A 24,936-nucleotide genomic window follows, 5' to 3' on the forward strand; every position below is an offset into this window, starting at 1 on the left:
TTTCGGCCGGACGGGATTATGACAGCCCCCAGTGGTGATTTGCCGACCGGCTTGCAGCCACTTTAAAGAAGTCGCTAAAGGGTCGAGGAAACAGGCAATTTCCGAGGACCGGTTGCGATTTCGCTGCCGGTTTTTTGTTTTGGACGTGAGAGTTCGCGATGCCCATCAAGATTCCCGATACGCTGCCCGCCTTCGAAACCCTCGTGAATGAGGGCGTGCGGGTGATGACCGAGACCATGGCGATCCGTCAGGATATCCGCCCGCTCCAGATCGGGCTCCTGAACCTCATGCCGAACAAGATCAAGACCGAAATCCAGATGGCCCGCCTTGTCGGCGCCTCGCCACTGCAGGTGGAACTGTCGCTGGTGCGCATCGGCGGACACCGCGCCAAGAACACGCCGGAAGAACACCTGCTCTCCTTCTACGAGACGTGGGAAGAGGTGCGTCACCGCAAGTTCGACGGCTTCATCATCACCGGTGCTCCAGTCGAGACGCTTGCTTATGAGGACGTGACCTACTGGGAAGAGATGAAGAAGATCTTCGACTGGACGGAGACCAATGTGCATTCGACGCTGAATGTCTGCTGGGGTGCGATGGCGGCGATCTACCATTTTCATGGCGTGCCGAAGCACGAATTGAAGGAGAAGGCCTTCGGCGTTTATCGTCACCGCAACCTCTGCCCGGCCTCCATCTACCTCAACGGCTTCTCCGACGACTTCCAGGTGCCGGTGTCCCGCTGGACGGAGGTGCGCCGCGCCGATATCGAGAAGCATCCCGACCTCGAAATCCTGATGGAGTCCGAGGAGATGGGCGTGTGCCTGGTGCATGAGAAGCGCGGCAAGCGTCTCTATATGTTCAACCACGTGGAATATGACTCCACCTCGCTGGGAGACGAATATTTCCGCGACGTGAATTCCGGCGTGCCGATCAAGCTGCCGCATGACTACTTCCCGCATAACGACCCGGCGCTAACCCCGCTCAACCGTTGGCGCAGCCACGCCCATCTGTTCTTCGGCAACTGGATCAACGAGATCTACCAGACCACACCTTACGAACTGGCCGAGATCGGCACGACGACCCGTTGATCAGGAGCCTCCAAGAATTTGACATGCCGGCGTTGCGCCAGACGCCAAAATGACGCAACGTCCGGCGCAAATCGCAAGCGACAGGGAGAATTCGGGATGAGCGAAGCAGGCGCACGGGAGAATTTCGGCATTACGGCCACTGGCGAAAAGGTCGAGCGGGTGACGATTTCCGCCGACGGCCTGACCGCCAAGGTGATGACCTGGGGTGCGGTCATCCAGGATCTGCGCCTTGACGGTCATCAGCCGCCGCTGGTGCTCGGCTTCGACGCCTTTGACGACTACCCAAAATACTCCTCCTACTTTGGTGCGACGCCTGGCCGAAATGCCAACCGCATCGGTGGCGGCACATTCTCGATCGACGGCAAGGACTATCAGCTGGAGCTCAACGAAAAGGGCGTCAGCCATCTTCATGGCGGCAGCGACGGCACGGGCAAGCGCAACTGGCTGATCATGGAGCACGGGCCAAGCCATGTCATTCTGCAGATCATCGATCCGAATGGTCGCGCCGGCTATCCCGGCAACTGCACGATGACGGCAACCTACACCATCCGCGAAGGCGGCGTTCTTTCGGTTCTCTATGAAACGACGACCGATCTGCCGACCATCGCCAACGTCTGCCAGCATTCCTATTTCAATCTCGACGGCGCCGAAACCGCGCTCGACCACGAGATCGAAATAGCCGCCGATCACTATCTGCCGACCGATGAGCGCCAGATCCCGACCGGCGAAATTCGCCCTGTCTCTGGAACGGTGTTCGATCTGCGCCAGCCGACGCCGATGAGCCTGAAGGACGACAAGGGCGAACAGGTGCTTTACGACCACAATTTCTGCCTGTCCGCAGAGCGTGTCGCCAAGCGCAAGGTGGCGCATGTTCGCGCTCCGGCCTCCGGCATTTCGCTGGAAGTCCACACCACGGAACCCGGCGTGCAGTTCTATTCCGGCTTCAAGCTGAACACCGCCGTTCCGGGCCACGATGGCCGCCACTACGGCCCCTTTGCCGGCTTCTGCCTGGAAACCCAGATCTGGCCGGACGCCGTCAATCACGAGGGCTTCCCCAAGGCGATCCTTCGCCCCGGCGAAACGCTGCGGCAGGAAACGGATTACATCTTCACGAAGGGCTGAAGCAGGTCAGTCCAGCACGCAGCCCACATAAGCGCCGGAGCCTCTGGCCCGGCGCTCGATCAACCCCGCAAGACGCTGCATGCCGCGACCGGGCTTGCTGGCATTGCGATCGATCGGGTTTGGCAAGGACACGGCCAGAAGTGCAGCCTGGCGAGAGGTGAGCTTGGAGGCTGGCACCTTGAAATGGTATTGCGCTGCAGCCTCGATGCCGTAAATGCCCGGGCCCCATTCTGCGATATTGAGATAGATCTCCATCATCCGCTTTTTCGACCAGACGAAGTCGGAAACGAGCGCAAGCGGAAGCTCCATACCCTTGCGGATCAGGGATCGCCCGTTCCACAGAAATAGGTTCTTGGCCGTCTGCATCGGAATGGTGCTGGCGCCACGTGTCGCCTCGCCTTCCAGCGCGTCGTTGACGACATCCTGCATCTGGTTCCAGTCCACGCCATGGTGAAAACAGAACTGGCCGTCTTCCGACATCATTACCGACTGGATGAGGCGGGGAGAAATATCTTCAAGCGGCACCCATTGCCGATCGTAGCCCTGGAAGGTCACCAGATCGGCAAGCATCAGCGTCGAGACGGGACGAATGAAGGGAAGCGCATAGAGAGGGATCAGCAGATAGGGCAGGATCAACAGCGCCAGCACGAACATGCCGACGCGTTTGGCGAGGTTCTTGATATCCAACTTCGGCCTGCTCTCCTCGTCGGGAAGCGCCTCGTACTCCCTTTCGCTTTCCGGCGTACTGCTCACATCCCGTCCCCGCTGGTTCAGATCAAGCCTTTCATATTCCGCTCGCACCATCAAGGCTACTCACGATGGTGAAGTTCCGCACCCCTTCAACAAAACATTTGCCAGCCCTTTTCCCCCATGCGAAACAGCCGCGAGATGGAAGGAAGCAGCGCAATGACATTCGAAAACAGGCTGCGCGATAACGCGGCGAGCACGGAAAAACTGCTGGCAGAGCTTCTGACAGGCGCAGTCGGTGACGACGAAATCGCACGGCCCGCAAACCTGCTGGACGCCATGCGCCACGGCGTGCTGAACGGCGGCAAGCGCCTGCGGCCCTTCCTCGTCATTGAGACGGCACAGCTGCTCGGCGGCAATGAGGCTGCGGCCCAGCGTGTGGGCGCCGCACTGGAATGCCTCCACTGCTATTCGCTGGTGCATGATGATCTTCCCGCCATGGATGACGACGACCTGCGTCGCGGCCAGCCGACAGTGCACAAAAAGTTCGACGAGGCGACCGCGATCCTTGCGGGCGATAGCCTGCTCACCCTTGCCTTCGACATCATCGCAAGCCCGGAAACGCCGCTGACAGGCGATCAAAAGACAGCCCTCGTGCTCGCACTGGCACGCGCCGCAGGCATTGGCGGCATGGCAGGCGGTCAGGCGCTCGATCTGGCGGCAGAAAAACAGGCACCGGACGAACAGGGCATCGTGACTTTGCAGGCGATGAAGACCGGTGCGCTGCTGCGCTTTGCCTGTGAGGCCGGTGCGATCATTGCCGGAAACGATGCCTCTCACCGCCAGACGCTGCGCCGCTTCGGCGAAAAGATCGGCCTCGCCTTCCAGCTTGCTGACGATCTCCTCGATCTCACCTCCGACGCCGCCACGATGGGCAAGGCCACCGGTAAGGACGCCGCGCGCGGCAAAGGCACGCTGGTGGCACTGCGTGGCGAAGACTGGGCACGCGAAAAACTTCAGGAGCAGGTACACGATGCCGCAAACCTGCTCGCGCCCTATGGCGACAAGGCGGAGATCCTGGTGGAAGCGGCACGCTTTATAGCTGAGCGAAAGAGCTGAGAGCGTAAGCGTCTCTCACACTTGCCCACTATCTCCACAGCCACAACAAAAAGGGCCGCCAAAGCAGCCCTTTTCTAAATCCGACAGGCGTGATTGCGTCTTAGCCGTTCTGCGTCAGCGGCGAGATCAACACTTCCACGCGGCGGTTCTGGGCGCGGCCATCCGGCGTGGCGTTGGATGCCACCGGCTGCGACGGGCCGAAGCCCATGGTGGACATGCGGCGCTGATCGACACCCTGGCTTGCGAGATAATTGGCAACCGAGGCGGCGCGGCGCTGCGACAGGAGCTGGTTGTGGTTCAGGCTGCCGGTGGAGTCGGTGAAGCCGTTGACGTCGATATAGGTCTTGTTGAACTTGTTCAGAACGATCGCGACCGAATTCAGCGTCGGGTAGAATGGCGGGATCACCTGATCCTGGTCCGTTGCGAAGGTGATGTTGGACGGCATGTTGAGCACGATGCTGTCGCCGCGGCGTGTGACGGAGACGCCGGTACCCTGCAACTGCTGGCGAAGCTCGGCTTCCTGATTGTCCATATAGCCGCCGATTGCGCCGCCGGCGAGCGCGCCGATACCGGCACCGATCAGCGCGTTGCGGCCCTTGTTGCCGCCGCCGATCGCCAGACCGCCAACCGCACCGGCCAGCGCGCCAAGCCCCGCGCCGCCCGCCATGTTGGAGACCTTCTGCTCACCCGTGTAGGGGTCGGTCGTGGTGCAGGCGGAAAGGTAAGTTGCGGCAAGCGCAAGAACAGCAAACTTCTTGATCATTGGAAATCATTGCTCCGTGAGTTTCGGGAGGTAAGACACAGCGATTCGGGCATTTTCACGGTCGAGACTCACTCCGCCGCGTCCTTTTGGCCAAAACGTTTTTCGATATAGTCGATGACCAGCGCCTCGAAGTCCGAGGCGATGTTCGGACCGCGCAAGGTCAACGCCTTTTCACCATCGATAAAGACGGGTGCGGAAGGGCTCTCGCCGGTTCCCGGCAGCGAAATGCCGATATCGGCATGCTTGCTTTCGCCCGGACCATTGACGATGCAGCCCATGACGGCAACGTTCAGCGCTTCGACGCCTGGATATTTCTCACGCCAGACCGGCATGTTCTTGCGAATATCGTTCTGGATGTTCTGCGCCAGTTCCTGGAAGACGGTCGACGTCGTGCGCCCGCATCCCGGACAGGCCGCGACCACGGGAATGAACTGACGAAAGCCCATGACCTGCAACAGTTCCTGCGCCACCTGCACTTCGCGGGTGCGATCGCCATTCGGCTCCGGTGTGAGCGACACGCGGATCGTATCGCCAATGCCCTGCTGCAGCACATAACCCATGGCAGCCGACGAGGCGACGATGCCCTTGGAACCCATGCCGGCTTCGGTGAGGCCGAGATGCAGCGCGTGGTCGGAGCGCTCCGACAGCATGGAATAGACCGCAATCAGATCCTGAACCTGGCTGACCTTGGCGGAGAGAATGATCCGGTTGCGCGGCAGGCCGATCTCTTCGGCAAGCTCGGCGGAAATCAGCGCCGACTGGACGATGGCTTCGCGCGTGACCTGCCGGGCGGACAGCGGAAAGCCGGCATCCTTGTTCTTGTCCATAAGGCTCGTCAGCAGTTCCTGATCGAGCGAACCCCAGTTGACGCCGATGCGCACCGGCTTGTCATAGCGGATCGCCATCTCGATGATGTCGCCGAACTGCTTGTCCTTCTTGTCCTTGAAGCCGACATTGCCGGGATTGATGCGGTATTTCGCCAGAGCCTCGGCACAGGCCGGATGATCGGCGAGCAGCTTGTGGCCGATATAGTGAAAGTCACCGACGAGCGGCACGTCCATGCCAAGCCGCAACAGGCGGTCGCGGATTTTCGGAACGGCGGCAGCGCTCTCATCCCGGTCCACGGTGATGCGGACGATCTCCGAGCCCGCGCGATGAAGGGCTGCAACCTGCTGGACCGTCGCATCGATATCGGCCGTGTCCGTATTGGTCATGGATTGCACCACGACCGGCGCACCGCCACCGACGATCACGCCACCGACATCGACGGCAACGGAGGCGCGGCGGGGCTTCGGATCGTAATCGGCGTGTGCGTTCATCATGGTCTCTGCAACTGCGGTGAGGGTCTTCATTCAGGTGGATCAAGGCGGGCGCCTTGTCAACATCGAAGCAGTCAACTGTTAAAGCGTGTCGCTTCGCTCTCACACTGTACGGTCTTCTTGTTCGCATGGCGTTATCGCAAAACCGCTTCACACTTTTGCGCGCCGTGCTTTATTTTACCGCAATCATGGCAAAATTCGAGCCCGTCTTACGCCCGACCCAAAACGAGAGCGCTTCCTTAGAGATTGGAAGCGCTCCAGACGCACGGAACGATTGGCGTGGCTCAGTGACCGCTAGCCCCGTCGGCATGACGAGCGAGCCTGGAGAGCAGCAGCACGACCACGTGCAGAAGCGGAATGAACAGGAACACGGTCGCAAGCCCGGTATGTTCGGCAATGAAGCCAATGGCCGAGGGCGCGACCAGAATGCCGGAATAGCCCATGGTGGTGACGACAGACAGACCGATGCCAGGCGCCAGCCCCGGCATGTTGCCGGCAGCGGAAAAAGCGATCGGCACCATGTTGGAGATGCCGATACCGGCAATGGCAAAGCCGATAATGGCAATGAAAGCGTCTCCGGCAGCACCCGCAATCAGAAGACCGATGATGGATAGGGCCGAGCAGACTTGCAACGTGCGCACGGCACCGAGTCGCTCGCGCACCAGGTCGCCCGCAAAGCGCATGACCGCCATGGTCAGCGAGAAGGCGGCGAAAGCAAAGCCCGACACGGCAACCGATGCGCCAAGCTCGTTGCGCAGATAGAGCGCACCCCAATCGAGGACCGCACCCTCCGGCACCATGGAAAACAGCGCCATGAGGCCGATGATCCAGGGCAGCGGTGTAAGCGGCAAGCCACCCTTCGGCCGTTCTTCTTCAGGGTGCGGACGATCCATCATGACGCGCGGCCAGGCAATTGCAAGAAGGGCTGCAGCGATGATGGTGAGCGCAACGGCATGACCATAAATGCCGATCTTGGTGATGAGCAGACCGCCAAGACCCGCACCGATCAGGCCGCCAAGGCTCCAGAAGGCGTGGCATGACGACATGATGGCGCGCCGCATACCGCGTTCCACCGCAACGGCATTGGCATTCATTGCCACATCCATGGCGCCCGTCAGACCGCCGAAGAGAAAGACGGTGATGACGCCCGCCCAGACGGTATTGGAGAGCGTGATGAGAAGTAGTGTCGGCACAAAGATGGCGGCGCAGAAGAGCGTCACCGAGCGCGACCCGATACGGGCGATCTGCGAACCGGCAACCGGCATGCAGGACAGCGAGCCGAGACCGAAGACGAGAATGACGAGCCCGAGCTCAGCTTCGCTCAGCGAAAGGCGCTTGGCAAATTCGGGAATCATCGGCGCCCAGGAGCCCATCATGAAGCCGTTCATCAGGAACAGCAAAGAGACGCCAAAGCGGTTTTTCGTCATATAGGGGGTGCGGGCGGTGGAGACGGACATGGGGGAGCCGGTCATGCGGGCTGGTCCTTCGGTGAATGCGGATGGGATGACGCACGGGCGTCACGCCCGGCAAGATGAATGTCGAGATTTTGTCTCCTGAGATCGCGAACGAAAGCCTCATCCGCATCGCTCTCCAGGACAAGGGTGAGATCGGGGGTGAGCGCCGCCACATGGAAGGCTGCGCCCATACCAAGCTTCTCGGTGGTGAGCGCCGCCAAGGTTCTGGCACTCGCCTTGCAGGCCAGCCGCTTGAAGGTCGCGTCCTGATAGATGTCGGCGGAGAGCCCGCCATCAGCCGTCATGCCGCAGACACCGAGGATGCAGAGGTCGGGCCGCATATCCTCCAGCTGAGAGATCGCCATTGTATCGATGGCGGCACCGACGGCGGGATCAATCCGCCCGCCGACCACGATCAGTTCCAGATCGGCGCGGCCGGACAGTTCTGCCGCAATCACTGGCGTATTGGTGATGACGGTCAGCCCCGCGCCCTTCGGCAAGTGACGGGCGATGGCAAGATTGGTGGAGCCGGCGTCGAGAAAGATCGTCATTTTCGGTGCGATGCACGCCGCCGCCGCTTGGCCGAGCGCATCCTTGCGGTCCTGCATATCCGTGACACGGTGGCTGAGCGGCACCGTCTTGCCACCGTATATCAGCGCCCCGCCATAGACGCGCTCGCAAAGTCCACGCCCTGCCATATCGCGAAGATCGCGCCGGATCGTGTCTTCCGAAACATCGAAAGCCTGGGCGAGATCCTGCGCAAGAACGCGGCCCTTGCTCTGCAGCTCGGCGAAGATGAGCGTCTGACGCTCGCTGACGAAGTGGTCGATTTTGGACATTCGGCACCAACATGTGGAATCGTGCACAAACACGCATACATGCAGGAAGGCTTATCCACAAGCGGAAATGCCCGCACGGTGGCGGGCATTGTCGTCACTCTTGATGTCGCTTCGTTACTCGGCGTAGACGACCAGCAGATCCTTGGCGTCGATCTGGTCACTTGGCCGTACCAGGACTTCGGCGATTTTGCCGTCTCGCTCGGCATGCAGGGCCGTTTCCATCTTCATCGCTTCGATGGAAACCAGAACGTCGCCCGCCTTCACCTCCTGGCCGGCATTGGCAAAGACGCGGGAGATAACGCCCGGCATCGGCGCGCCGACATGGGCGGCATTCCCCGGCTCTGCCTTGCGGCGCGCAGCCGAGCCACTGGCACCATGGGCACGGTTCGGCACCTTGATGCGGCGCGGCTGGCCGTTGATCTCGAAGAAGATGGTAACCATGCCCTTGTCGTCGACGCCCGAAGACGCCTGGTTGACGATGACGAGGGTCTTGCCGCGTTCGATATCGGCAAACAGCTCCTCGCCGTCTTCCATGCCGTAGAAGTAAGCATGGGTCGGCAGCACCGAGACAGGACCGTAGGTTTCCGAAGCAAGCGCGAAATCGGTAAAGACCTTCGGATACATCAGATAGGAGGCAAACTCGAAATCATCGACCGGACGCTCCAGCTTGGTTTCGATCGCCTTGCGCTCCGCATCGAGGTCGGCATCTTCCAGAAGCGAGCCGGGACGAACCGTATACGGCTTCTCGCCCTTCAAGGCCTTCTTCTGCAGCGCTTCAGGCCAGCCGCCCGGCGATTGGCCGAGATCGCCCTTGAGCATGGAGACGACCGAGTCCGGGAAGGAAACTTCCCTTTCCGGGTTTTCGACATCGGCCACCGTCAGATCCTGGCTGACCATCATCAGTGCCATGTCGCCGACCACCTTGGAGGATGGCGTGACCTTGACGATATCGCCGAACATCTTGTTGGCATCGGCATAGGCCTGCGCCACCTCATGCCAACGGCTTTCCAGGCCGAGCGACCGCGCCTGTTCCTTGAGGTTGGTGAACTGGCCGCCTGGCATTTCGTGCAGATAGACTTCGGATGCCGGTCCCTTGAGATCGCTTTCGAAGGCCACATACTGGTTGCGCACCGCTTCCCAATAGAAGGAGATGCGGCGGATCCACTCCGCATCGAGACCCGTGTCGCGTTCCGAACCGGACAATGCCTCGACGATGGAACCGAGGCAGGGCTGCGAGGTGGTGCCGGAGAAGGCATCCATCGCCGCATCCACGGCATCCACGCCCGCGTCGACTGCGGCGAGCACGGTGGCGGCAGCAATGCCCGACGTATCATGCGTATGGAAATGGATCGGAAGGCCGGTTGCTTCGCGCAGGGCCTTGAACAGAACCTTCGCGGCGGCAGGCTTCAGAAGACCCGCCATATCCTTGACGGCGATGATATGCGCGCCGGCCTTTTCAAGCTCAGCGGCAAGATTGGTGTAATATTTGAGATCGTATTTCGGCCGCGCCGAATTCAGCAGGTCGCCCGTGTAGCAGATGGTAGCCTCGCAGAGCTTGTTCTCTTCGGCAATCGCATCCATCGAGACGCGCATGTTTTCGACCCAGTTCAGGCAATCGAAGACGCGGAAGAGATCGACCCCACCCTTTGCCGCCTGACGGACGAAATATTTGACGACGTTGTCGGGATAGTTCTTGTAGCCGACGCCATTGGCGCCGCGCAGAAGCATCTGCAGAAGCAGGTTTGGCGCGCCTTCGCGGATCAGCGCCAGACGCTCCCATGGGTCTTCGGTCAGGAAGCGCATGGAGACGTCGAAGGTCGCACCGCCCCAGCACTCCAGCGACAGAAGCTGCGGAAGTGCTTTGGCATAGACGCTCGCCACGCGGGCAATGTCATGGGTGCGAACGCGCGTTGCCAGAAGCGACTGGTGACCATCGCGCATGGTGGTGTCGGTGACGAGGACGCGCTTTTCGTTGCGCATCCAGTCGGCAAAGCCTTTCGGCCCCAAACTGTCCAGCAACTGCTTCGTACCGTCCGGCGTCGGCGCTTCGATGTAGGGCACGACAGGCTTGACGGCCTTGTCGGACGGCGTGGCGCGACCCTTGGTTTCCGGGTGACCGTTGACGGTGACGTCGGCCAGATAGGTCAGAAGCTTGGTGGCGCGGTCCTGACGCTTCACCTGGGCGAAAAGCTCAGGCGTCGAGTCGATGAAGCGAGTCGTGTAGGTGTTGGTGCGGAAGCTCTCGTGACCGATGATTGCTTCCAGGAAGGTGAGATTGGTCGCCACGCCGCGGATACGGAATTCGCGCAGCGCGCGGTCCATACGGCTGATCGCCTCATCCGGTTTTGGCGCCCATGCGGTGACCTTGACGAGCAGCGGATCGTAATAGCGGGTGATGACGGCGCCGCTATAGGACGTGCCGCCATCCAGGCGAATGCCGAAGCCTGAGGCCGAACGATAGGCCGTGATGCGACCGTAATCGGGAATGAAATTGTGCTCGGGATCTTCCGTGGTGATGCGGCACTGAAGCGCGTGGCCGTTGAGACGGATATCCTTCTGCTCAGGCACGCCGGATTCGGGCGTGCCTATGGCAGCACCCTCGAGAATGTGGATCTGCGCCTTGACGATATCGATGCCGGTGACGACTTCGGTCACCGTGTGCTCCACCTGGATGCGCGGATTGACCTCGATGAAGTAGAACTTGCCGGTATCGGCATCCATCAGATACTCGACCGTGCCGGCGCCGATGTAATTCGTCGCCGCTGCGATCTTCAGCGAGTAATTGGCAAGCTCCTGGCGCTGCGATTCCGACAGATAGGGCGCTGGCGCGCGCTCGACCACCTTCTGGTTACGCCGCTGGATGGAGCAGTCACGCTCGAAGAGATGGACGACATTGCCATGCGTATCGCCAAGGATCTGGCTTTCCACGTGGCGGGCGCGTTCCACCAGCTTTTCCAGATAGACTTCGTCCTTGCCGAAGGCCGCCTTGGCTTCGCGCTTGGCTTCTGTGACTTCGCGCGCCAGATCTTCCTTTTTGCGAATGGCGCGCATGCCGCGACCGCCGCCGCCCCAGGAGGCTTTCAGCATCACCGGGTAGCCGATCTCCTCGGCCATACGTTCCACCTGCGCAAGATCATCCGGCAGAGGCTCGGTCGCCGGAACAACCGGCACGCCAACCGAAATCGCCAGATTGCGGGCGGCCACCTTGTTGCCGAGCTGACGCATGGTTGCCGGGCGCGGGCCGATGAAGGTGATGCCGGCGGCATCGCAGGCGTCGACGAATTCGGGGCTTTCCGAAAGAAGGCCGTAGCCTGGATGGATGGCGTCAGCGCCCGAGAGCTTGGCGACGCGGATCACTTCCTCGATCGACAGATAGCTCTCGATCGGACCCATATCCTTGGCAAGATGCGGGCCACGTCCGACCTGATAGCTTTCATCCGCCTTGAAGCGGTGCAGGGACAACTTGTCCTCTTCGGCCCAGATGGCGACCGTTTTTATACCGAGCTCGTTGGCGGCGCGAAATACGCGGATTGCGATCTCCGAACGATTGGCAACGAGAATTTTCGATATCTTCAAAACGGCCTCCCAAGAACCTTATGAGCACTCCAACATGCTGCACCGCGGAATTAAGCAGCAAAACCGCATGTTGGAAAGGACGATTTTCATCATCCCGGTTCTGGTCCGCGCGTCTGAATGCGTCAACCAATCAAGCCGCAGCGAAACGCAAGCGCCACGACGTGCTGGCGGTTTCGCGCACCGAGCTTGCGCTGGATACCGCTGAGGTACCAATCCACCGTATGACTGGTGATCGAAAGCGCCTTGCCGATCTCCGGCGACGTGTTGCCGAGCGCCAGTAGCGTCAGTACATCGCGCTCCCGGCGCGTCAGCTGCGCCACCGAAAGATCCGGAGAGGACAGCAGATCTTCCGAGTGTCCGGTCAAATCCGCAACACGCCAGAACGTGACACGCATGACCGCATCGAAGATCGCCAATTCACGTTCCGTCAGATGGCAGCCAAGGCCGCTGATGACAACGCCACCCAGCATGCCGTTGCGTCCGTGAATTGGAAAAGCATAGCCTTCCCGCAATCCATGCCGAGCCGCATCCTGAAAAAGTTTCGCCGCACGTTTGCGATGCGTCGCCTGCGGAAGAAGGCACACTGCATCCCGCCACCTCACCGGCTTTTGCAACAGACAGAGCGATCGCTCGATGGGATCGACCTCCCTATACTTCTTCGCGTCGTAAATCGCGGGCCACCCCTCGGGCTGCTGCTGCGCCAGCACCACATCCTTGACCGCGGCCCGCCGGACGGCGCGTCGGAAAATACGATAATAGTCAAACCCATACTGGCTTATAACCTGCTGGAAAGAAGAGAGAAATTCATCCAGACCCATTGGCTCTGCATGGGTATCCAGGAACGTAAATAGGGTCTGCATCTCAAAATAGATCCTGGCAATAAAAAAGACCACGAACCTTGCAGGGGGTATGTCTTTCGCACCCCTTAGCAGCCAGGTTCGAACGCGGCAAATTTGTAATCAAGCAACGTGTCATGCACTAAAACTTTTCCGCGAAATAGACCGATTTGACAATCCAAAATATTCAGATCGTGCAGAACGCGATTTTTTTCGAGTCTCGCTTCAAAAGCCCCGGCGTTAAGCGCCCATTCATGTAGAAAGAGCGATAAAACAACTGCTTGCATAGCCCGCAATCGCCCTTGTCGTTGAAGGTAAGGGTTTCGCCCCAAAGGGCAGGACTGACATGAAGACGGGATTTGGAAATTGACACTGTTTCAAGTTTACACGCGCGCCCTGCGCTACCTTGCAACCAACAAATGGCGGGTCACGATCGTCGTTGTTGCAAACGTTATTCTTGCGGCAATCACCATCGCTGAGCCTGTTTTGTTCGGCAAGATCATCGATGCGCTGTCGACAGGGTCCGTTCCAACCAACATCCTCATTCTTTGGGGTGCGTTCGGCCTCTTCAATACAGTGGCTTACGTTGCCGTGGCGCGTGAGGCGGACCGGCTTGCCCATGGGCGCCGCGCCTCGCTTCTGACCGAAGCCTTCGGCCGTATCATTTCCATGCCGCTGTCGTGGCATCATCAGCGCGGCACCTCCAACGCGCTGCATACGCTGTTGCGCGCCAGCGAGACGCTATTCGGCCTCTGGCTCGAATTCATGCGCACGCATCTGGCAACCTTCGTTGCCGTAGCGCTCTTGATCCCGACTGCCTTCTCGATGGACGTTCGCCTGAGCTTCGTGCTGGTGGGCCTTGGTATTTTCTACTGGTTTATCGGCAAGTGGGTGATGAACCGCACGAAGGAAGGCCAGGCCTCCGTCGAGGAGCACTATCACACCGTTTTTGCCCATGTGAGCGACTCGATCAGCAACGTCTCGGTGCTGCACAGCTACAACCGCATCGAAGCGGAAACCAAGGCTCTGAAGTCCTTCACCGAGCGCCTGCTGAGCGCCCAGTACCCGGTTCTCGACTGGTGGGCTTTCGCCAGCGCGCTGAACCGCACGGCCTCGACGCTGTCGATGATGATCATCCTCGTCATCGGTACGATCCTGGTGAAGAATGGCGAGCTTCGCGTTGGTGACGTCATTGCCTTTATCGGCTTCGCCAACCTGCTGATCGGCCGCCTCGACCAGATGCGTGCCTTCGTCAGCCAGATTTTCGAGGCCCGCGCCAAGCTCGAGGACTTCTTCAAGCTGGAAGATTCCGTCCAGGAGCGTGAAGAACCGAATTCGGCTCGCGAACTCGGTCACGTCGAAGGCACGGTCGAATTCCGCAACGTCAATTTCGGCTTTGCCAACACCAAGCAGGGCGTGCACGACGTCTCCTTCGTCGCCAATGCCGGCGAGACGGTCGCCATCGTCGGTCCGACGGGTGCAGGCAAGACCACGCTCATCAACCTGTTGCAGCGTGTTTATGACCCAAGCTCCGGCCAGATCCTTGTGGACGGCATCGACATCTCGACGGTGACGCGCCAGTCGCTCAGAAGCTCGATTGCAACCGTGTTCCAGGATGCCGGCCTTCTGAACCGCTCGATCCGTGACAACATCCGTCTGGGTCGCGATTCGGCGACCGACGATGAAATCGTCCAGGCCGCAACTGCGGCGGCCGCGACCGACTTCATCGACAGCAGGCTAAATGGCTACATGACGCAGGTGGGTGAGCGCGGCAACCGTCTCTCCGGTGGTGAGCGTCAGCGTATCGCCATTGCCCGTGCGGTTTTGAAGAATGCGCCAATCCTGGTTCTGGATGAAGCGACGAGTGCGCTCGACGTGGAAACCGAAGCGCGCGTCAAGGACGCCGTCGATGCGCTGCGCAAGGATCGCACCACCTTCATCATCGCGCACCGTCTGTCGACTGTCCGCGACGCCGATCTGGTGCTGTTCATGGACAATGGCCGGATCATCGAGAAGGGTACCTTCGATGAACTCAGCCTGCGCGGTGGCCGCTTCACCTCGCTGCTCAGAGCAAGTGGCCTTGTCAATGACGACGAAAAGACCGGTGTGCCATCTATCAACATGCCGCAGCGACAGATGAACCACGCATAAGACAAAAAAGACGTGATGATTTCAGATTGACCTCCGCAGCCCTGCGCTGCGGAGGTTTTTCTTTGTGCGGTTTGCTGAAACGGCAGAAAGCAAAAAGCCCCGGCGCAAACCGGGGCTTCAATAGGTGCATTCTGGATGCGGGCAGTATCAGGACCGACCAAACGCCTTACAGTTTGTTCTAGAATTGCTGTTGGTCTGACGAAAATGGTGATTTCGAGAACCGGAGCGCAGCGTACTTAAAGTACGTGAGCACCGGAAGCACAGAAATTGCCATTTGCAGGCGGCCAACGGCGATTATTGGATAGACTGTTAGTAGTTGTCGTCCTCGTCTTCATCCTTGCGGGTAGACTTGAGCGAGGAGAGCTTGGCGAAAACGGCGTTGGCGTCGATTTCTTTTTCTTCTTCGCGATCATAGTTGAAGCCGAGCTTTTCAGTGGTGCTTGCAGGCTGCAAGGTCGCATCCAGTTCTTCCTGGGTGGGAAGCGGGCGACCGCGCGATGCACGTTCGACTTCGAGGTCGAGATCGATCTGGCTACAGAGGCCAAGCGTGACCGGGTCCATCGGTGTCAGGTTTGCGGCGTTCCAGTGGGTGCGATCACGGATCTGCTCGATGGTCGACTTCGTGGTGCCGACGAGACGCGAAATCTGCGCGTCCTTCAGCTCCGGGTGGTTGCGCACCAGCCAGAGAATGGCATTCGGACGGTCCTGACGCTTGGACACCGGCGTGTAACGCGGGCCACGGCGCTTGGATTCTGGAACACGAACCTTCGGCTCGGAAAGCTTCAGCTTGTGGTTCGGGTTGCCTTCGGCGCGTTGGATTTCGTCGCGGGAAAGCTGACCTGTTGCGATCGGATCGAGACCTTTGATGCCCTGCGCTGCTTCACCATCGGCGATTGCCTTGACCTCAAGCGGATGAAGCTTGCAGAACGTGGCAATCTGATCGAACGACAGCGCCGTGTTGTCAACGAGCCAGACGGCCGTCGCTTTCGGCATGAGCAGTGTTTGAGCCATAGATACAATCCTTCTGAGCGTCCGCGCCGGTGTCGCGGGCGTGGAATGAAACCACTGATTTCCGGGAATATGACCGCTCTATAACCGGATTGCATCAGAATTGCAATTGTTCGAGAAACAAATGACCTTTGTCTAATTGCCGGATGTCACCAACCTGTTATGAATTGGACACATGACTGGAGGACAGGAGTCTCCAGACTTAAAAAGACAATCTGCATGAGGAGGAGTTCATGTCTGCGAAGATCTACCCGGTTCTCAAATCGGCCAAAACCGGCACTCTGATCGACAATGACCGCTATCTGAAATGGTATCAGGACAGCGTGGAAGACCCGGAGAAATTCTGGGGCAAGCACGGCAAGCGGATCGACTGGTTCAAGCCATATACCAAGGTCAAGAACACCTCCTTCAAGGGCAAGGTGCCGATCAAATGGTTCGAGGACGGCCTCACCAACGTCTCCTACAACTGTATCGACCGCCATCTGAAGACGCATGGCGAACGCACCGCGATCATCTGGGAAGGTGACAATCCCTATATCGACAAGAAGATCACCTACAACCAGCTCTATGACGCCGTCTGCCGCCTCGCCAATGTGCTGAAAAAGCACGGCGTCAAGAAGGGCGACCGCGTCACCATCTATATGCCCATGATCCCGGAAGCGGCCTATGCGATGCTTGCCTGCGCCCGCATCGGTGCCATCCATTCCGTCGTCTTTGGCGGTTTCTCTCCCGAAGCGCTGGCCGGCCGCATCGTCGACTGCCAGTCCACCTTCGTCATCACCTGCGATGAAGGCGTTCGTGGCGGCAAGCCCATTCCGCTGAAGGAAAACACCGACAAGGCGATCCATATCGCCGCGCGCCAGCACGTCATCGTCAACAAGGTCCTGGTCGTGCGCCGCACGGGCGGCAAGACCAACTGGGCGCCCGGTCGCGACCTCTGGTACCACCAGGAAACCGCAAACGTAAAACCCCATTGCGAGCCGGTGAAGATGAAAGCGGAGGACCCGCTCTTCATTCTCTATACATCGGGCTCCACCGGCAAGCCGAAGGGTGTGCTGCACACGACTGGCGGCTATCTCGTCTATGTGTCGATGACGCACGAATATGTCTTCGACTACAAGGATGGCGACATCTACTGGTGTACGGCCGATGTCGGCTGGGTGACCGGCCACTCCTATATCGTCTACGGACCGCTTGCCAACTGTGCCACGACGTTGATGTTCGAAGGTGTACCAAACTTCCCCGACCAGGGACGCTTCTGGGAAGTTATCGACAAGCACAAGGTCAATATCTTCTACACCGCACCCACCGCGCTTCGGTCGTTGATGGGCGCTGGCGACGAGTTCGTCAAACGCTCGCAGCGCTCTAGCATCCGCCTCCTCGGCACGGTCGGCGAGCCGATCAACCCGGAAGCCTGGGAGTGGTATTATCATGTCGTCGGCGAGGACAAGAGCCCGATCGTCGATACATGGTGGCAGACGGAAACCGGCGGCATCCTGATTTCGCCGCTGCCGGGTGCCACCGATCTGAAGCCCGGTTCGGCCACCCGCCCCTTCTTCGGCGTCAAGCCGGAACTGGTCGATGCTGAGGGCAAGGTGCTGGAAGGTCCGGCCGACGGCAATCTTTGCATCACCGACAGCTGGCCGGGCCAGGCGCGTACCGTCTATGGAGACCATCAGCGCTTCATCGAGACCTACTTCTCCACCTATAAGGGGAAGTACTTCACCGGTGATGGCTGCCGCCGTGACGAGGATGGCTATTACTGGATCACCGGCCGCGTCGATGACGTGCTGAACGTCTCTGGCCACCGTCTTGGAACCGCAGAGGTGGAATCGGCGCTCGTCTCGCATAGCGCGGTTTCGGAGGCAGCCGTGGTCGGCTATCCGCACCATATCAAGGGACAGGGCATCTATTGCTATGTGACGTTGATGGCGGGCAAGACCGGCGACGAAGCGCTGCGCGCCGAACTCGTCAAGCATGTGCGCGATGAGATCGGCCCGGTGGCAACGCCGGACAAGATCCAGTTCGCACCCGGCCTGCCGAAAACCCGCTCCGGCAAGATCATGCGCCGCATCCTGCGCAAGATCGCCGAAGACGATTTCGGCGCGCTCGGCGACACCTCGACGCTCGCCGATCCCGCCGTCGTCGACGACCTGATCGAACACCGCCAGAACAAGCCTGCAGCGGCTTGAGGCCTTTACGGGCGCCTGACATGTCCTGAGAAACAAAAACGCCCGGCGACGATCTGTCACCGGGCGTTTCGGTATTTAAACCTTAGCGCAAATTACTGAGCGCGAACTTCCTTGAGCTTGGCCTGAATGCCGTCAACGATATCTGCACCAATTTCAGCCTTGTGCTTTTCGTAGACGACCGCGGACTTTTCGCGGATACGCGCCTGCTCTTCCGCAGACAGAACGTTCACCTTGAGACCGGCTTCCTTGATCTTGTCGAGCGACTTCTGGTTCAGCGCACGAATGACCTTGCGCTCTTCGTCGCGGCCGACAATCGCGCATTCACGAAGGGCGGTCTGCTCTTCGGGCGTGTAGCTGTCGAAGATCGGCTTGGAGAAGAGGAATAGGAACGGCGTGTAAGCGTGGTTCGTCTCGGTGACGAATTTCTGCACTTCGTAGAACTTCGAGGTGTCGATCGTCACATAGGGGTTTTCCTGTGCGTCGATCGCATTGGTCTCAAGTGCGGAGAACACTTCGCCAAACGCCATCGGCGTGGCATTGGCGCCAAGGTTCTGGAAGGTGTCGAGGAAGATGTTGTTCTGCATCACGCGCACCTTCAAGCCGGAGAAGTCTTCCCACTTGTCGACCGCGCGCTTGGAGTTGGAGAGATTGCGGAAGCCGTTTTCCCAATAGGCCAGATTGACGAGGCCCTGCTCTTCCAGCTTCTTATTCATCATGTCGCCGAACTCGCCGTCCAGAACGGCATCGACTTCCTTCGTGTTGGAGAAAAGGAAAGGCAGGTCGAACACGCCAAGCGCCGGAATCAGGCCGACGAGTGGTGAGGACGATGTGACGACCGCTTCCTGAACGCCAGAACGCAGAGCCTGGGTGGCCTGCAAGTCACCACCGAGAGCGCCGCCCCAGAATGCGGTCATCTTCAGCTTGCCGCCGGTCTTCTCGTCGAGGCAGGCCTGCATGGCCTTGATGCCGTTGCCGACCGGGTGATCCTGGTTGATGCCGTTCGACACGCGGATCATCCGGCTGTTGTATTCGGCAAAAGCGGGTGCGGCGGCACCGGCGGTGAAGGCGATGGCTGTCGTGAGTAGAAGTAGCTTTCTCATGTTTTCCTCCCTTGGAAACAAACCGAGTCGTTCGGTCAACGCAGATATTGCAGCGGCACCATGACGATCTGCGGAAAGATCACCAGAAGGGCCAGAACGATGGTTTCGGCGACCAGGAACGGCCAGACGCCGACCGTCACCTTGCCGAGCGGAATGCGCCCGACACCCGAAACCACATTGAGGACAACACCGACCGGCGGCGTGATGAGGCCGATGGCATTGTTGATGATGAAGAGCACGCCGAAATAGACCGGATCGATGCCCGCCTGCTTGACGATCGGCATCAGGACAGGCGTCAGGATCAGGATGGTGGGTGTCAGGTCGAGCGCAGTGCCGACGATGAAGACCAGCACCATGATCACGGCCATCAAGAGCATTGGACGGTCGATCAGCGGTTCGATGAAGCCGGCAACCTCCGCTGGGATATTGGCAGCGGTGATCAGCCAGGCAGAAACCAGTGCTGCGGCAACCAGGAACATGATGATCGATGTGCTCTTGGCAGCGCGAAGCAGCACATGCCACAGATCGGCAGGCTTCAATTCGCGGTAGATGACCATGCCGACGAAGAGTGCGTAGGCCGCAGCAATGACGGCGGCTTCCGTCGGCGTCATGATACCGGCCTTGATGCCGCCGAGAATGATGACCGGCATGCCGAGCGCCCAGCCCGCACGGCCCGTTGCGACCAGGCGTTCCTTTGCCGTCGTCTTCGGCAGCGGCTGGACGTTGTCCTTGCGCACGACAATCAGCCAGGCGATGATCAAGGATGCGCCCATCAGGATGCCGGGCACGATACCAGCGAGGAAGAGCTGGGTGATCGACACGTTTGCCGCAACGCCAAAGACGATGAAGGCCATCGACGGCGGAATGACGGGGGCGATGATGCCGCCGGCAGCGATCAGACCGCCGGAACGCGGAATGTCGTAACCGGCCTTCGCCATCATCGGGATGAGGATCGCCGCGAGTGCGGCGGTATCCGCCGCCGCCGAACCGGAGATCGACGCCATGATGATGGCGGCAACGATGGCAACGATGCCGAGACCGCCGCGAATATGGCCGACCAGCGCAATCGCAAAGTCGATGATGCGGCGCGACAGACCGCCGGAATTCATCAATTCACCGGCCAGGATGAAGAAGGGAATGGCGAGCAGCGTGAAGGTATCGGCGCCGGAGATCATGTTCTGGGCGATGATCGCCGTATTGAACATGCCCATGTACCACATCAGCACGACGCCGCAGAACATCAGCGAGAAGGCAACGGGAACGCCGATTGCCATGGCGCCGAGGAGCGAGCCGACAAAAACCAGAAGTGTCATGTGTCAGCGCTCCGAAAGCTGTTCGATGGTGAGATTTTCACCGGCAAAGGCGGCAATCTCGTCTTCGCGGACCTTGCCGGTCAGAAAGCGGTACAGGCGCTCGAGCGCGATGATGAACATGATTCCGCCGGTGAACATGCCAACACCATAGACCCAGATCATCGACAGGCCGGTGACCGGCGCATGCATGCTGGCATTGATGGCGGACTGCTTCCACGTTCCCCAGAAGAAGATCGCCGAGCATAGAAGAATGATGATGTTGGACAGGATCATGCAGAAAATGCGCCAGCGCCGCGACAGGAACATCACCAGCGTTTCGATGCCCATATGGCTGTTTTCACGGAAGGTGACGACCGCACCGATGAAGGTGATCCAGACGAAGAAATAGCGCGCCAGTTCTTCCGAGACGTTGATGCCGGAATTCATGGTGTAGCGCATGACCACATTGACGAAGACCATGATTGCCATGCCTGCAAGAAGCGCGACGAGAATGGTCTCGAGGATGCGGTAAAAAAGATTGATGACTTTCTGCATCTTTCCCCTCCCGAGAATGATCCGAAGCGGCGCGAACACAAAGAGGCGCGCGCGCAACGTTTTAAGCCTGTGGATATGCGTGTCGCGTCAGCGAGATCGCTCGCCCGCGACGGACGTTATAGAAGCCCGCGCTTTGCGAGATTGCGCATCAATGCCGTCGTGCCGAAGGTCCATTCCGGACAATCGGATGTGCTGGCCACCCAGTTGATCAGCTTGCCCAATCGCGGGCTTGATATCTCGACGCGGTCACCCTTGGCATGGGTGAAGCCGAGACCTGGACCATGACGATCCTTGACCGGAGCAAACATCGTGCCCAGGAAGAAGACGGCACCATCCGGATACTGGTGATCGCGGTTCAAAAGCTGCGACACGAGATTTTCCGGCGTGCGGCTGATTGCCTGCATCGGGCTGACGCCCGTCATTGTAAACCCGTCTTCGCCTTCAACGAGCAGCGAAATCTGTGCCTGCTTCACGTCGTCCAGTGTAAACTTGCCGTCGAAAATACGGATGAACGGGCCGATGGAGCAGGACGCGTTGTTATCCTTTGCCTTGCTCAGCAGCAGGGCGGAGCGCCCTTCGAAATCGCGCAGGTTGACGTCATTGCCAAGGGCGGCGCCGACGATGCGGCCATCGGAGGTGACGGCAAGCACCACTTCCGGTTCAGGATTGTTCCACTGCGACTTGGGATGAACGCCAATCAGCGAGCCGCAGCCGACGGACGACATGGGTTGCGCCTTGGAGAAAATCTCCGCATCCGGGCCGATCCCGACCTCCAGATATTGCGACCAGAGGCCCATTTCCTGCAGCAGGCGCTTGACCTCCGCAGCCTTTTCGGAGCCGGCCTCGACACCCTTGAGGCTATCGCCAAGCACTGGAGCCAGACGGCCGCGGATGTCCTGCGCACGCTGCGGATCGCCCTTGGCCTGTTCTTCGATGACGCGCTCCAGCATGCTGTCGGCGAAGGTGACGCCGGCCGCCTTGACGGCCTGAATATCGTTTGGCGAAAGCAATTGTCCGGCGGAACCATCAAGAAAGGCTTCAAAGGCACCGAGCGCTGCAAACTGCAGCGTGTCGGAAAGACGCTCGACGAGATCGTGCTTTTCGAGCAGTTCCGAGACGGTCGGCGCAAGCCTGGAGAGATCGTAGAGAACGCCATCCTTCAACAGGACCGGACATGGGCCGTCTTCGCTCTTGGACCAGACGCGACCGATCAGGATCGCATCCCGATGATCTTCCGGCAAAATTGCAGCAGCATCGACAGTCCTGATTTCGACCAAGCTTGATCCCTCCCACTTTCAGCCCATCCGACCACTGCCTCCACAGCAATTATATTGTCTGGATGTCTGACAACCTGAATACGTCAATCTTCTTAGTATGAGAAAAGGCCTTAGTCCAGCCTGCCAGACGCCGAATTTTCGATGAAATTCACAGCCCGTGGCGGGCAGGACCAATCGCGCCGGCGCGAAAGGCCTATTCGTAGATTTCCATCTCGAGATTCAAGCGTTTTGCAGCACCCACCAGATGGGCGCGCATGGCGGCGCGTGCGGCTGCCGCATCGGACGCAGCAATGGCCTCATAGATTGGCACATGCTCTTGGATGGTGGTTTCCAGGATTTCGCCGAAGACTGCGCGTGAAAAGGCGACCTTTATCGCCGAGCTGATCCGCTCGGCGATAAAGCCGAGAAACATCGAGAAATAATCGTTCTGCGTCGCCTCTGCCAAGGTGCGATGGAAATCGAGATCGGCAGGAATACCGTCCTTGTCCCAATCCGGCGCATTGCGCATATTGTTGAGGGCGGCCTCCAGCCGGCTCAACTGCTCCGGCGTGCGGTTGACGGCGGCAAGACCGGCGGCCTCGATTTCCAACGGCAGACGCAACTGGAAGAGATCGCGGAATTTGTCGGGATCGGTCAGCTTGGAGCGCTCGATACGGATCGATACGCGATGACGCGGATCGCTGACGAAGGCCCCGACGCCCTGACGTGTTTCGACCGCGCCCTCATTGCGAAGCTGGGCGATGGCCTCTCGCACGACCGAACGGCTGACGCCGAACGTCTTGGACAGCGCATGCTCGGTCGGCAACTTGTCGCCGGCTTTCAGCTTTCCATCATTGATCTCACGCGCGATCTCCGCGGCGATCCGGCCAGGAAGATGATCGGTGCGGTGAATCTGGCTGAACTCCAGCGTCATGATGGCTCCTGGTGGACATGAACGCCGAAGGACGGCGCACTTTCATTCTTCTAGCTAGCCGCTTGTAGGGCAAGCTGGCAACCGGGATTCATGCGAAGCTCCGGATCGAAGGCGGCTTTCAGCCGCTCGATCATCTCCCGCTGGACGGGGCCGAGACGGCTTTCAAAATCCCCGCGCTTCAAGCGGCCGATCCCGTGCTCGGCACTGATGCTGCCAGCGTAACGGTCCAGCACCGCATTGACGATGACCTTGGCCTTGTAAATGTAGTGATCCCGCTCCTCACGCGTGCTGCCGTTGGGCGGAAGGACGTTAAGATGCACATTGCCGTCTCCCACATGACCGTAGGACACCGCCAGGCATTCCGGCAGTTCCTTGGCCAGTGCCGCCTCCGCTTCTGCAACGAATTCGGCAAGACGCGACAGCGGCACGGAAATATCGGTGCGCATATGGGCGCCGCGCAGCGCCTGGCCTTCATTCATACCTTCGCGGAACATCCAGAGTGACTGCGCCTGAGCGCGCGAAGAGGCGATGACGCCATCGAGCACCAGCCCGTCTTCCATCACACCTTCGAGAAAGCGGCTCATCAGATCGCTGGTATCGACCAGACCAGAGCCTGAAATCTCCATCAGCACATAGGCGGCATAATCGCCGGCGATCGGCATTTTCAGATCCGGAATGGCTTCCATGGCAAGCGTGAACGCGACCGGCGGCATGAACTCGAAAGCCGACATCAGATCGCAGCACTCACGACGCGCGCGGCGATAAAGCTTGATCGCATCATCGAGCGAGTTCAATCCGAGAAGCGCGGTTTCGACATGCTCGGGGTTGGGATAGAGCTTGACCGAGACGGCGGTGATGATGCCAAGCGTTCCTTCCGCGCCGATGAAAAGCTGCTTGAGATCGATGCCGCGATTGTCCTTGCGAAGCGTCGACAGCCCGTTCCAGATGGTACCATCCGCAAGAACGACTTCGAGACCGAGCACCAACTCGCGCGTCATCCCATAGCGCAGCACATTGATGCCGCCGGCATTGGTCGAAACGTTGCCGCCGATGCGGCAGGATCCTTGCGCGCCGAGAGACAGCGGAAAGAACATGCCCTTTTCCTGCACCGCATCCTTGAATTCCGACAGGATGCAGCCAGCCTCCACCACGGCGGAAAAATCATCCGTATCGATGGCGCGGATCGCATTCATGCGCTCAAGGCTGAGAACGATCTGGTGATCCGGCGCATCGGGCACGCCACCAAGAACGAGACCGGTATTGCCGCCCTGGGGGACAATGGCGAGGCCAAGCTCTGCGCAGAGCCGCACGGTCGCGGCAACGTCTTCCACATTGCGTGGGCGAATGACGGCAACGGCACTGCTTGAGACATCGCCATGCCAGTCGCGGCAGTAGCGGACCATTTCTGCCGCGTCCGTCAGAACCAGCCCCTCGCCAAGACCGGCCTTCAAAGAAGCCTGCAGCTCCTCGCGTGATTGCGCATGAACCTTGAGCATATGCCCCCTCGCCTCCACCCAGGCGGTGACGCTTCTTTGGCGTCTCCGCTCTTAAATTTTTCGGTTTTTCAAAATACTGTTTTCAAGCCAGTCATATAAGGTTATCAGACAACCTTACAAGTCAAATTTTGTAATGCGGTGGAGGAGAAACC

General features: G+C 59.5%; 19 protein-coding genes and 1 riboswitch. Of the genes, 5 read left to right on the forward strand and 14 right to left on the reverse strand.

Annotated elements, in window-relative coordinates; translation table 11 throughout:
• Nucleotides 1-21 precede the first annotated feature (21 nt).
• Nucleotides 22-98: riboswitch (SAM riboswitch) on the forward strand.
• A gap of 60 nt (nt 99-158) precedes the next feature.
• Both metA and PVA19_RS16390 read left to right on the forward strand, forming a co-directional pair.
• Entirely contained in the window at nt 159-1,085 is a 927-nt protein-coding gene (metA, locus tag PVA19_RS16385; protein WP_062424953.1) for a homoserine O-acetyltransferase MetA, read from the forward strand.
• A gap of 96 nt (nt 1,086-1,181) precedes the next feature.
• Nucleotides 1,182-2,207: an aldose epimerase family protein gene (locus PVA19_RS16390; protein ID WP_274103448.1), complete on the forward strand. Its 1,026-nt coding sequence runs from the start codon at nt 1,182-1,184 to the stop codon at nt 2,205-2,207.
• A gap of 6 nt (nt 2,208-2,213) precedes the next feature.
• On the opposite strand, the gene mtgA is transcribed toward PVA19_RS16390, so the two are convergent.
• Entirely contained in the window at nt 2,214-2,861 is a 648-nt protein-coding gene (mtgA, locus tag PVA19_RS16395) for a monofunctional biosynthetic peptidoglycan transglycosylase (RefSeq protein ID WP_236769768.1), read from the reverse strand.
• Between the two features lie 252 nt (nt 2,862-3,113).
• Between mtgA and PVA19_RS16400 the strand changes: the two genes are divergently transcribed.
• Nucleotides 3,114-4,013, forward strand: coding sequence for a polyprenyl synthetase family protein (locus PVA19_RS16400; RefSeq protein WP_438371327.1), 900 nt, complete (start codon nt 3,114-3,116; stop codon nt 4,011-4,013).
• Between the two features lie 100 nt (nt 4,014-4,113).
• On the opposite strand, the gene PVA19_RS16405 is transcribed toward PVA19_RS16400, so the two are convergent.
• The 6 genes from PVA19_RS16405 to PVA19_RS16430 form a co-directional block, all read right to left on the reverse strand.
• Nucleotides 4,114-4,776, reverse strand: coding sequence for an OmpA family protein (locus tag PVA19_RS16405; protein WP_062424792.1), 663 nt, complete (start codon nt 4,774-4,776; stop codon nt 4,114-4,116).
• A 68-nt stretch (nt 4,777-4,844) separates the two neighbouring features.
• Entirely contained in the window at nt 4,845-6,095 is a 1,251-nt protein-coding gene (gene ispG, locus PVA19_RS16410) for a flavodoxin-dependent (E)-4-hydroxy-3-methylbut-2-enyl-diphosphate synthase (protein WP_062424814.1), read from the reverse strand.
• Nucleotides 6,096-6,379: 284 nt separating this feature from the next.
• Nucleotides 6,380-7,567: an MFS transporter gene (locus PVA19_RS16415; RefSeq protein ID WP_062424791.1), complete on the reverse strand. Its 1,188-nt coding sequence runs from the start codon at nt 7,565-7,567 to the stop codon at nt 6,380-6,382.
• Nucleotides 7,564-8,388 carry a DeoR/GlpR family DNA-binding transcription regulator gene (locus PVA19_RS16420; RefSeq protein ID WP_274103451.1) on the reverse strand — a complete coding sequence of 275 codons (825 nt, stop codon included), beginning with the start codon at nt 8,386-8,388 and terminating at the stop codon, nt 7,564-7,566. The genes PVA19_RS16415 and PVA19_RS16420 overlap by 4 nt, the downstream gene beginning before the upstream one ends.
• A 114-nt stretch (nt 8,389-8,502) precedes the next feature.
• The gene (pyc, locus tag PVA19_RS16425; RefSeq protein WP_274103453.1) at nt 8,503-11,964 is read right to left on the reverse strand and encodes a pyruvate carboxylase; all 3,462 of its coding nucleotides are present in this window, start codon (nt 11,962-11,964) and stop codon (nt 8,503-8,505) included.
• A gap of 122 nt (nt 11,965-12,086) precedes the next feature.
• Nucleotides 12,087-12,824, reverse strand: coding sequence for a helix-turn-helix transcriptional regulator (locus PVA19_RS16430; protein ID WP_162723073.1), 738 nt, complete (start codon nt 12,822-12,824; stop codon nt 12,087-12,089).
• Nucleotides 12,825-13,166: 342 nt separating this feature from the next.
• Here PVA19_RS16430 and PVA19_RS16435 point away from each other — a divergent pair, with 342 nt between their 5' ends.
• On the forward strand, nt 13,167-14,951 hold the full coding sequence (locus tag PVA19_RS16435; RefSeq protein ID WP_062424787.1) for a glucan ABC transporter ATP-binding protein/ permease: 1,785 nt from the start codon (nt 13,167-13,169) through the stop codon (nt 14,949-14,951).
• A 309-nt stretch (nt 14,952-15,260) separates the two neighbouring features.
• On the opposite strand, the gene PVA19_RS16440 is transcribed toward PVA19_RS16435, so the two are convergent.
• A complete protein-coding gene (locus PVA19_RS16440; RefSeq protein WP_274103454.1) occupies nt 15,261-15,962 on the reverse strand; it encodes a DUF1013 domain-containing protein in 702 nt (233 codons plus the stop codon).
• 230 nt (nt 15,963-16,192) lie between these two features.
• Here PVA19_RS16440 and acs point away from each other — a divergent pair, with 230 nt between their 5' ends.
• Nucleotides 16,193-18,151: an acetate--CoA ligase gene (gene acs, locus PVA19_RS16445; RefSeq protein ID WP_113180752.1), complete on the forward strand. Its 1,959-nt coding sequence runs from the start codon at nt 16,193-16,195 to the stop codon at nt 18,149-18,151.
• 92 nt (nt 18,152-18,243) lie between these two features.
• On the opposite strand, the gene PVA19_RS16450 is transcribed toward acs, so the two are convergent.
• The 6 genes from PVA19_RS16450 to PVA19_RS16475 form a co-directional block, all read right to left on the reverse strand.
• A complete protein-coding gene (locus PVA19_RS16450; RefSeq protein ID WP_274103455.1) occupies nt 18,244-19,251 on the reverse strand; it encodes a TRAP transporter substrate-binding protein in 1,008 nt (335 codons plus the stop codon).
• A gap of 35 nt (nt 19,252-19,286) precedes the next feature.
• On the reverse strand, nt 19,287-20,564 hold the full coding sequence (locus tag PVA19_RS16455; protein ID WP_274103456.1) for a TRAP transporter large permease: 1,278 nt from the start codon (nt 20,562-20,564) through the stop codon (nt 19,287-19,289).
• A gap of 3 nt (nt 20,565-20,567) precedes the next feature.
• Nucleotides 20,568-21,098 carry a TRAP transporter small permease gene (locus PVA19_RS16460; protein ID WP_062424782.1) on the reverse strand — a complete coding sequence of 177 codons (531 nt, stop codon included), beginning with the start codon at nt 21,096-21,098 and terminating at the stop codon, nt 20,568-20,570.
• Nucleotides 21,099-21,214: 116 nt separating this feature from the next.
• Nucleotides 21,215-22,375 (reverse strand): fumarylacetoacetate hydrolase family protein, encoded by a 1,161-nt coding sequence (locus tag PVA19_RS16465; protein ID WP_274103458.1) that lies wholly within the window; start codon nt 22,373-22,375, stop codon nt 21,215-21,217.
• A gap of 193 nt (nt 22,376-22,568) precedes the next feature.
• On the reverse strand, nt 22,569-23,288 hold the full coding sequence (locus tag PVA19_RS16470) for a FadR/GntR family transcriptional regulator (RefSeq protein WP_062424780.1): 720 nt from the start codon (nt 23,286-23,288) through the stop codon (nt 22,569-22,571).
• A gap of 50 nt (nt 23,289-23,338) precedes the next feature.
• A complete protein-coding gene (locus PVA19_RS16475) occupies nt 23,339-24,784 on the reverse strand; it encodes an FAD-binding oxidoreductase (protein WP_274103459.1) in 1,446 nt (481 codons plus the stop codon).
• Nucleotides 24,785-24,936 lie beyond the last annotated feature (152 nt).

The sequence above is a fragment of the Agrobacterium sp. CNPSo 3708 genome, from assembly GCF_028674915.1.
In the GTDB taxonomy this organism is placed as follows: domain Bacteria; phylum Pseudomonadota; class Alphaproteobacteria; order Rhizobiales; family Rhizobiaceae; genus Agrobacterium; species Agrobacterium cavarae.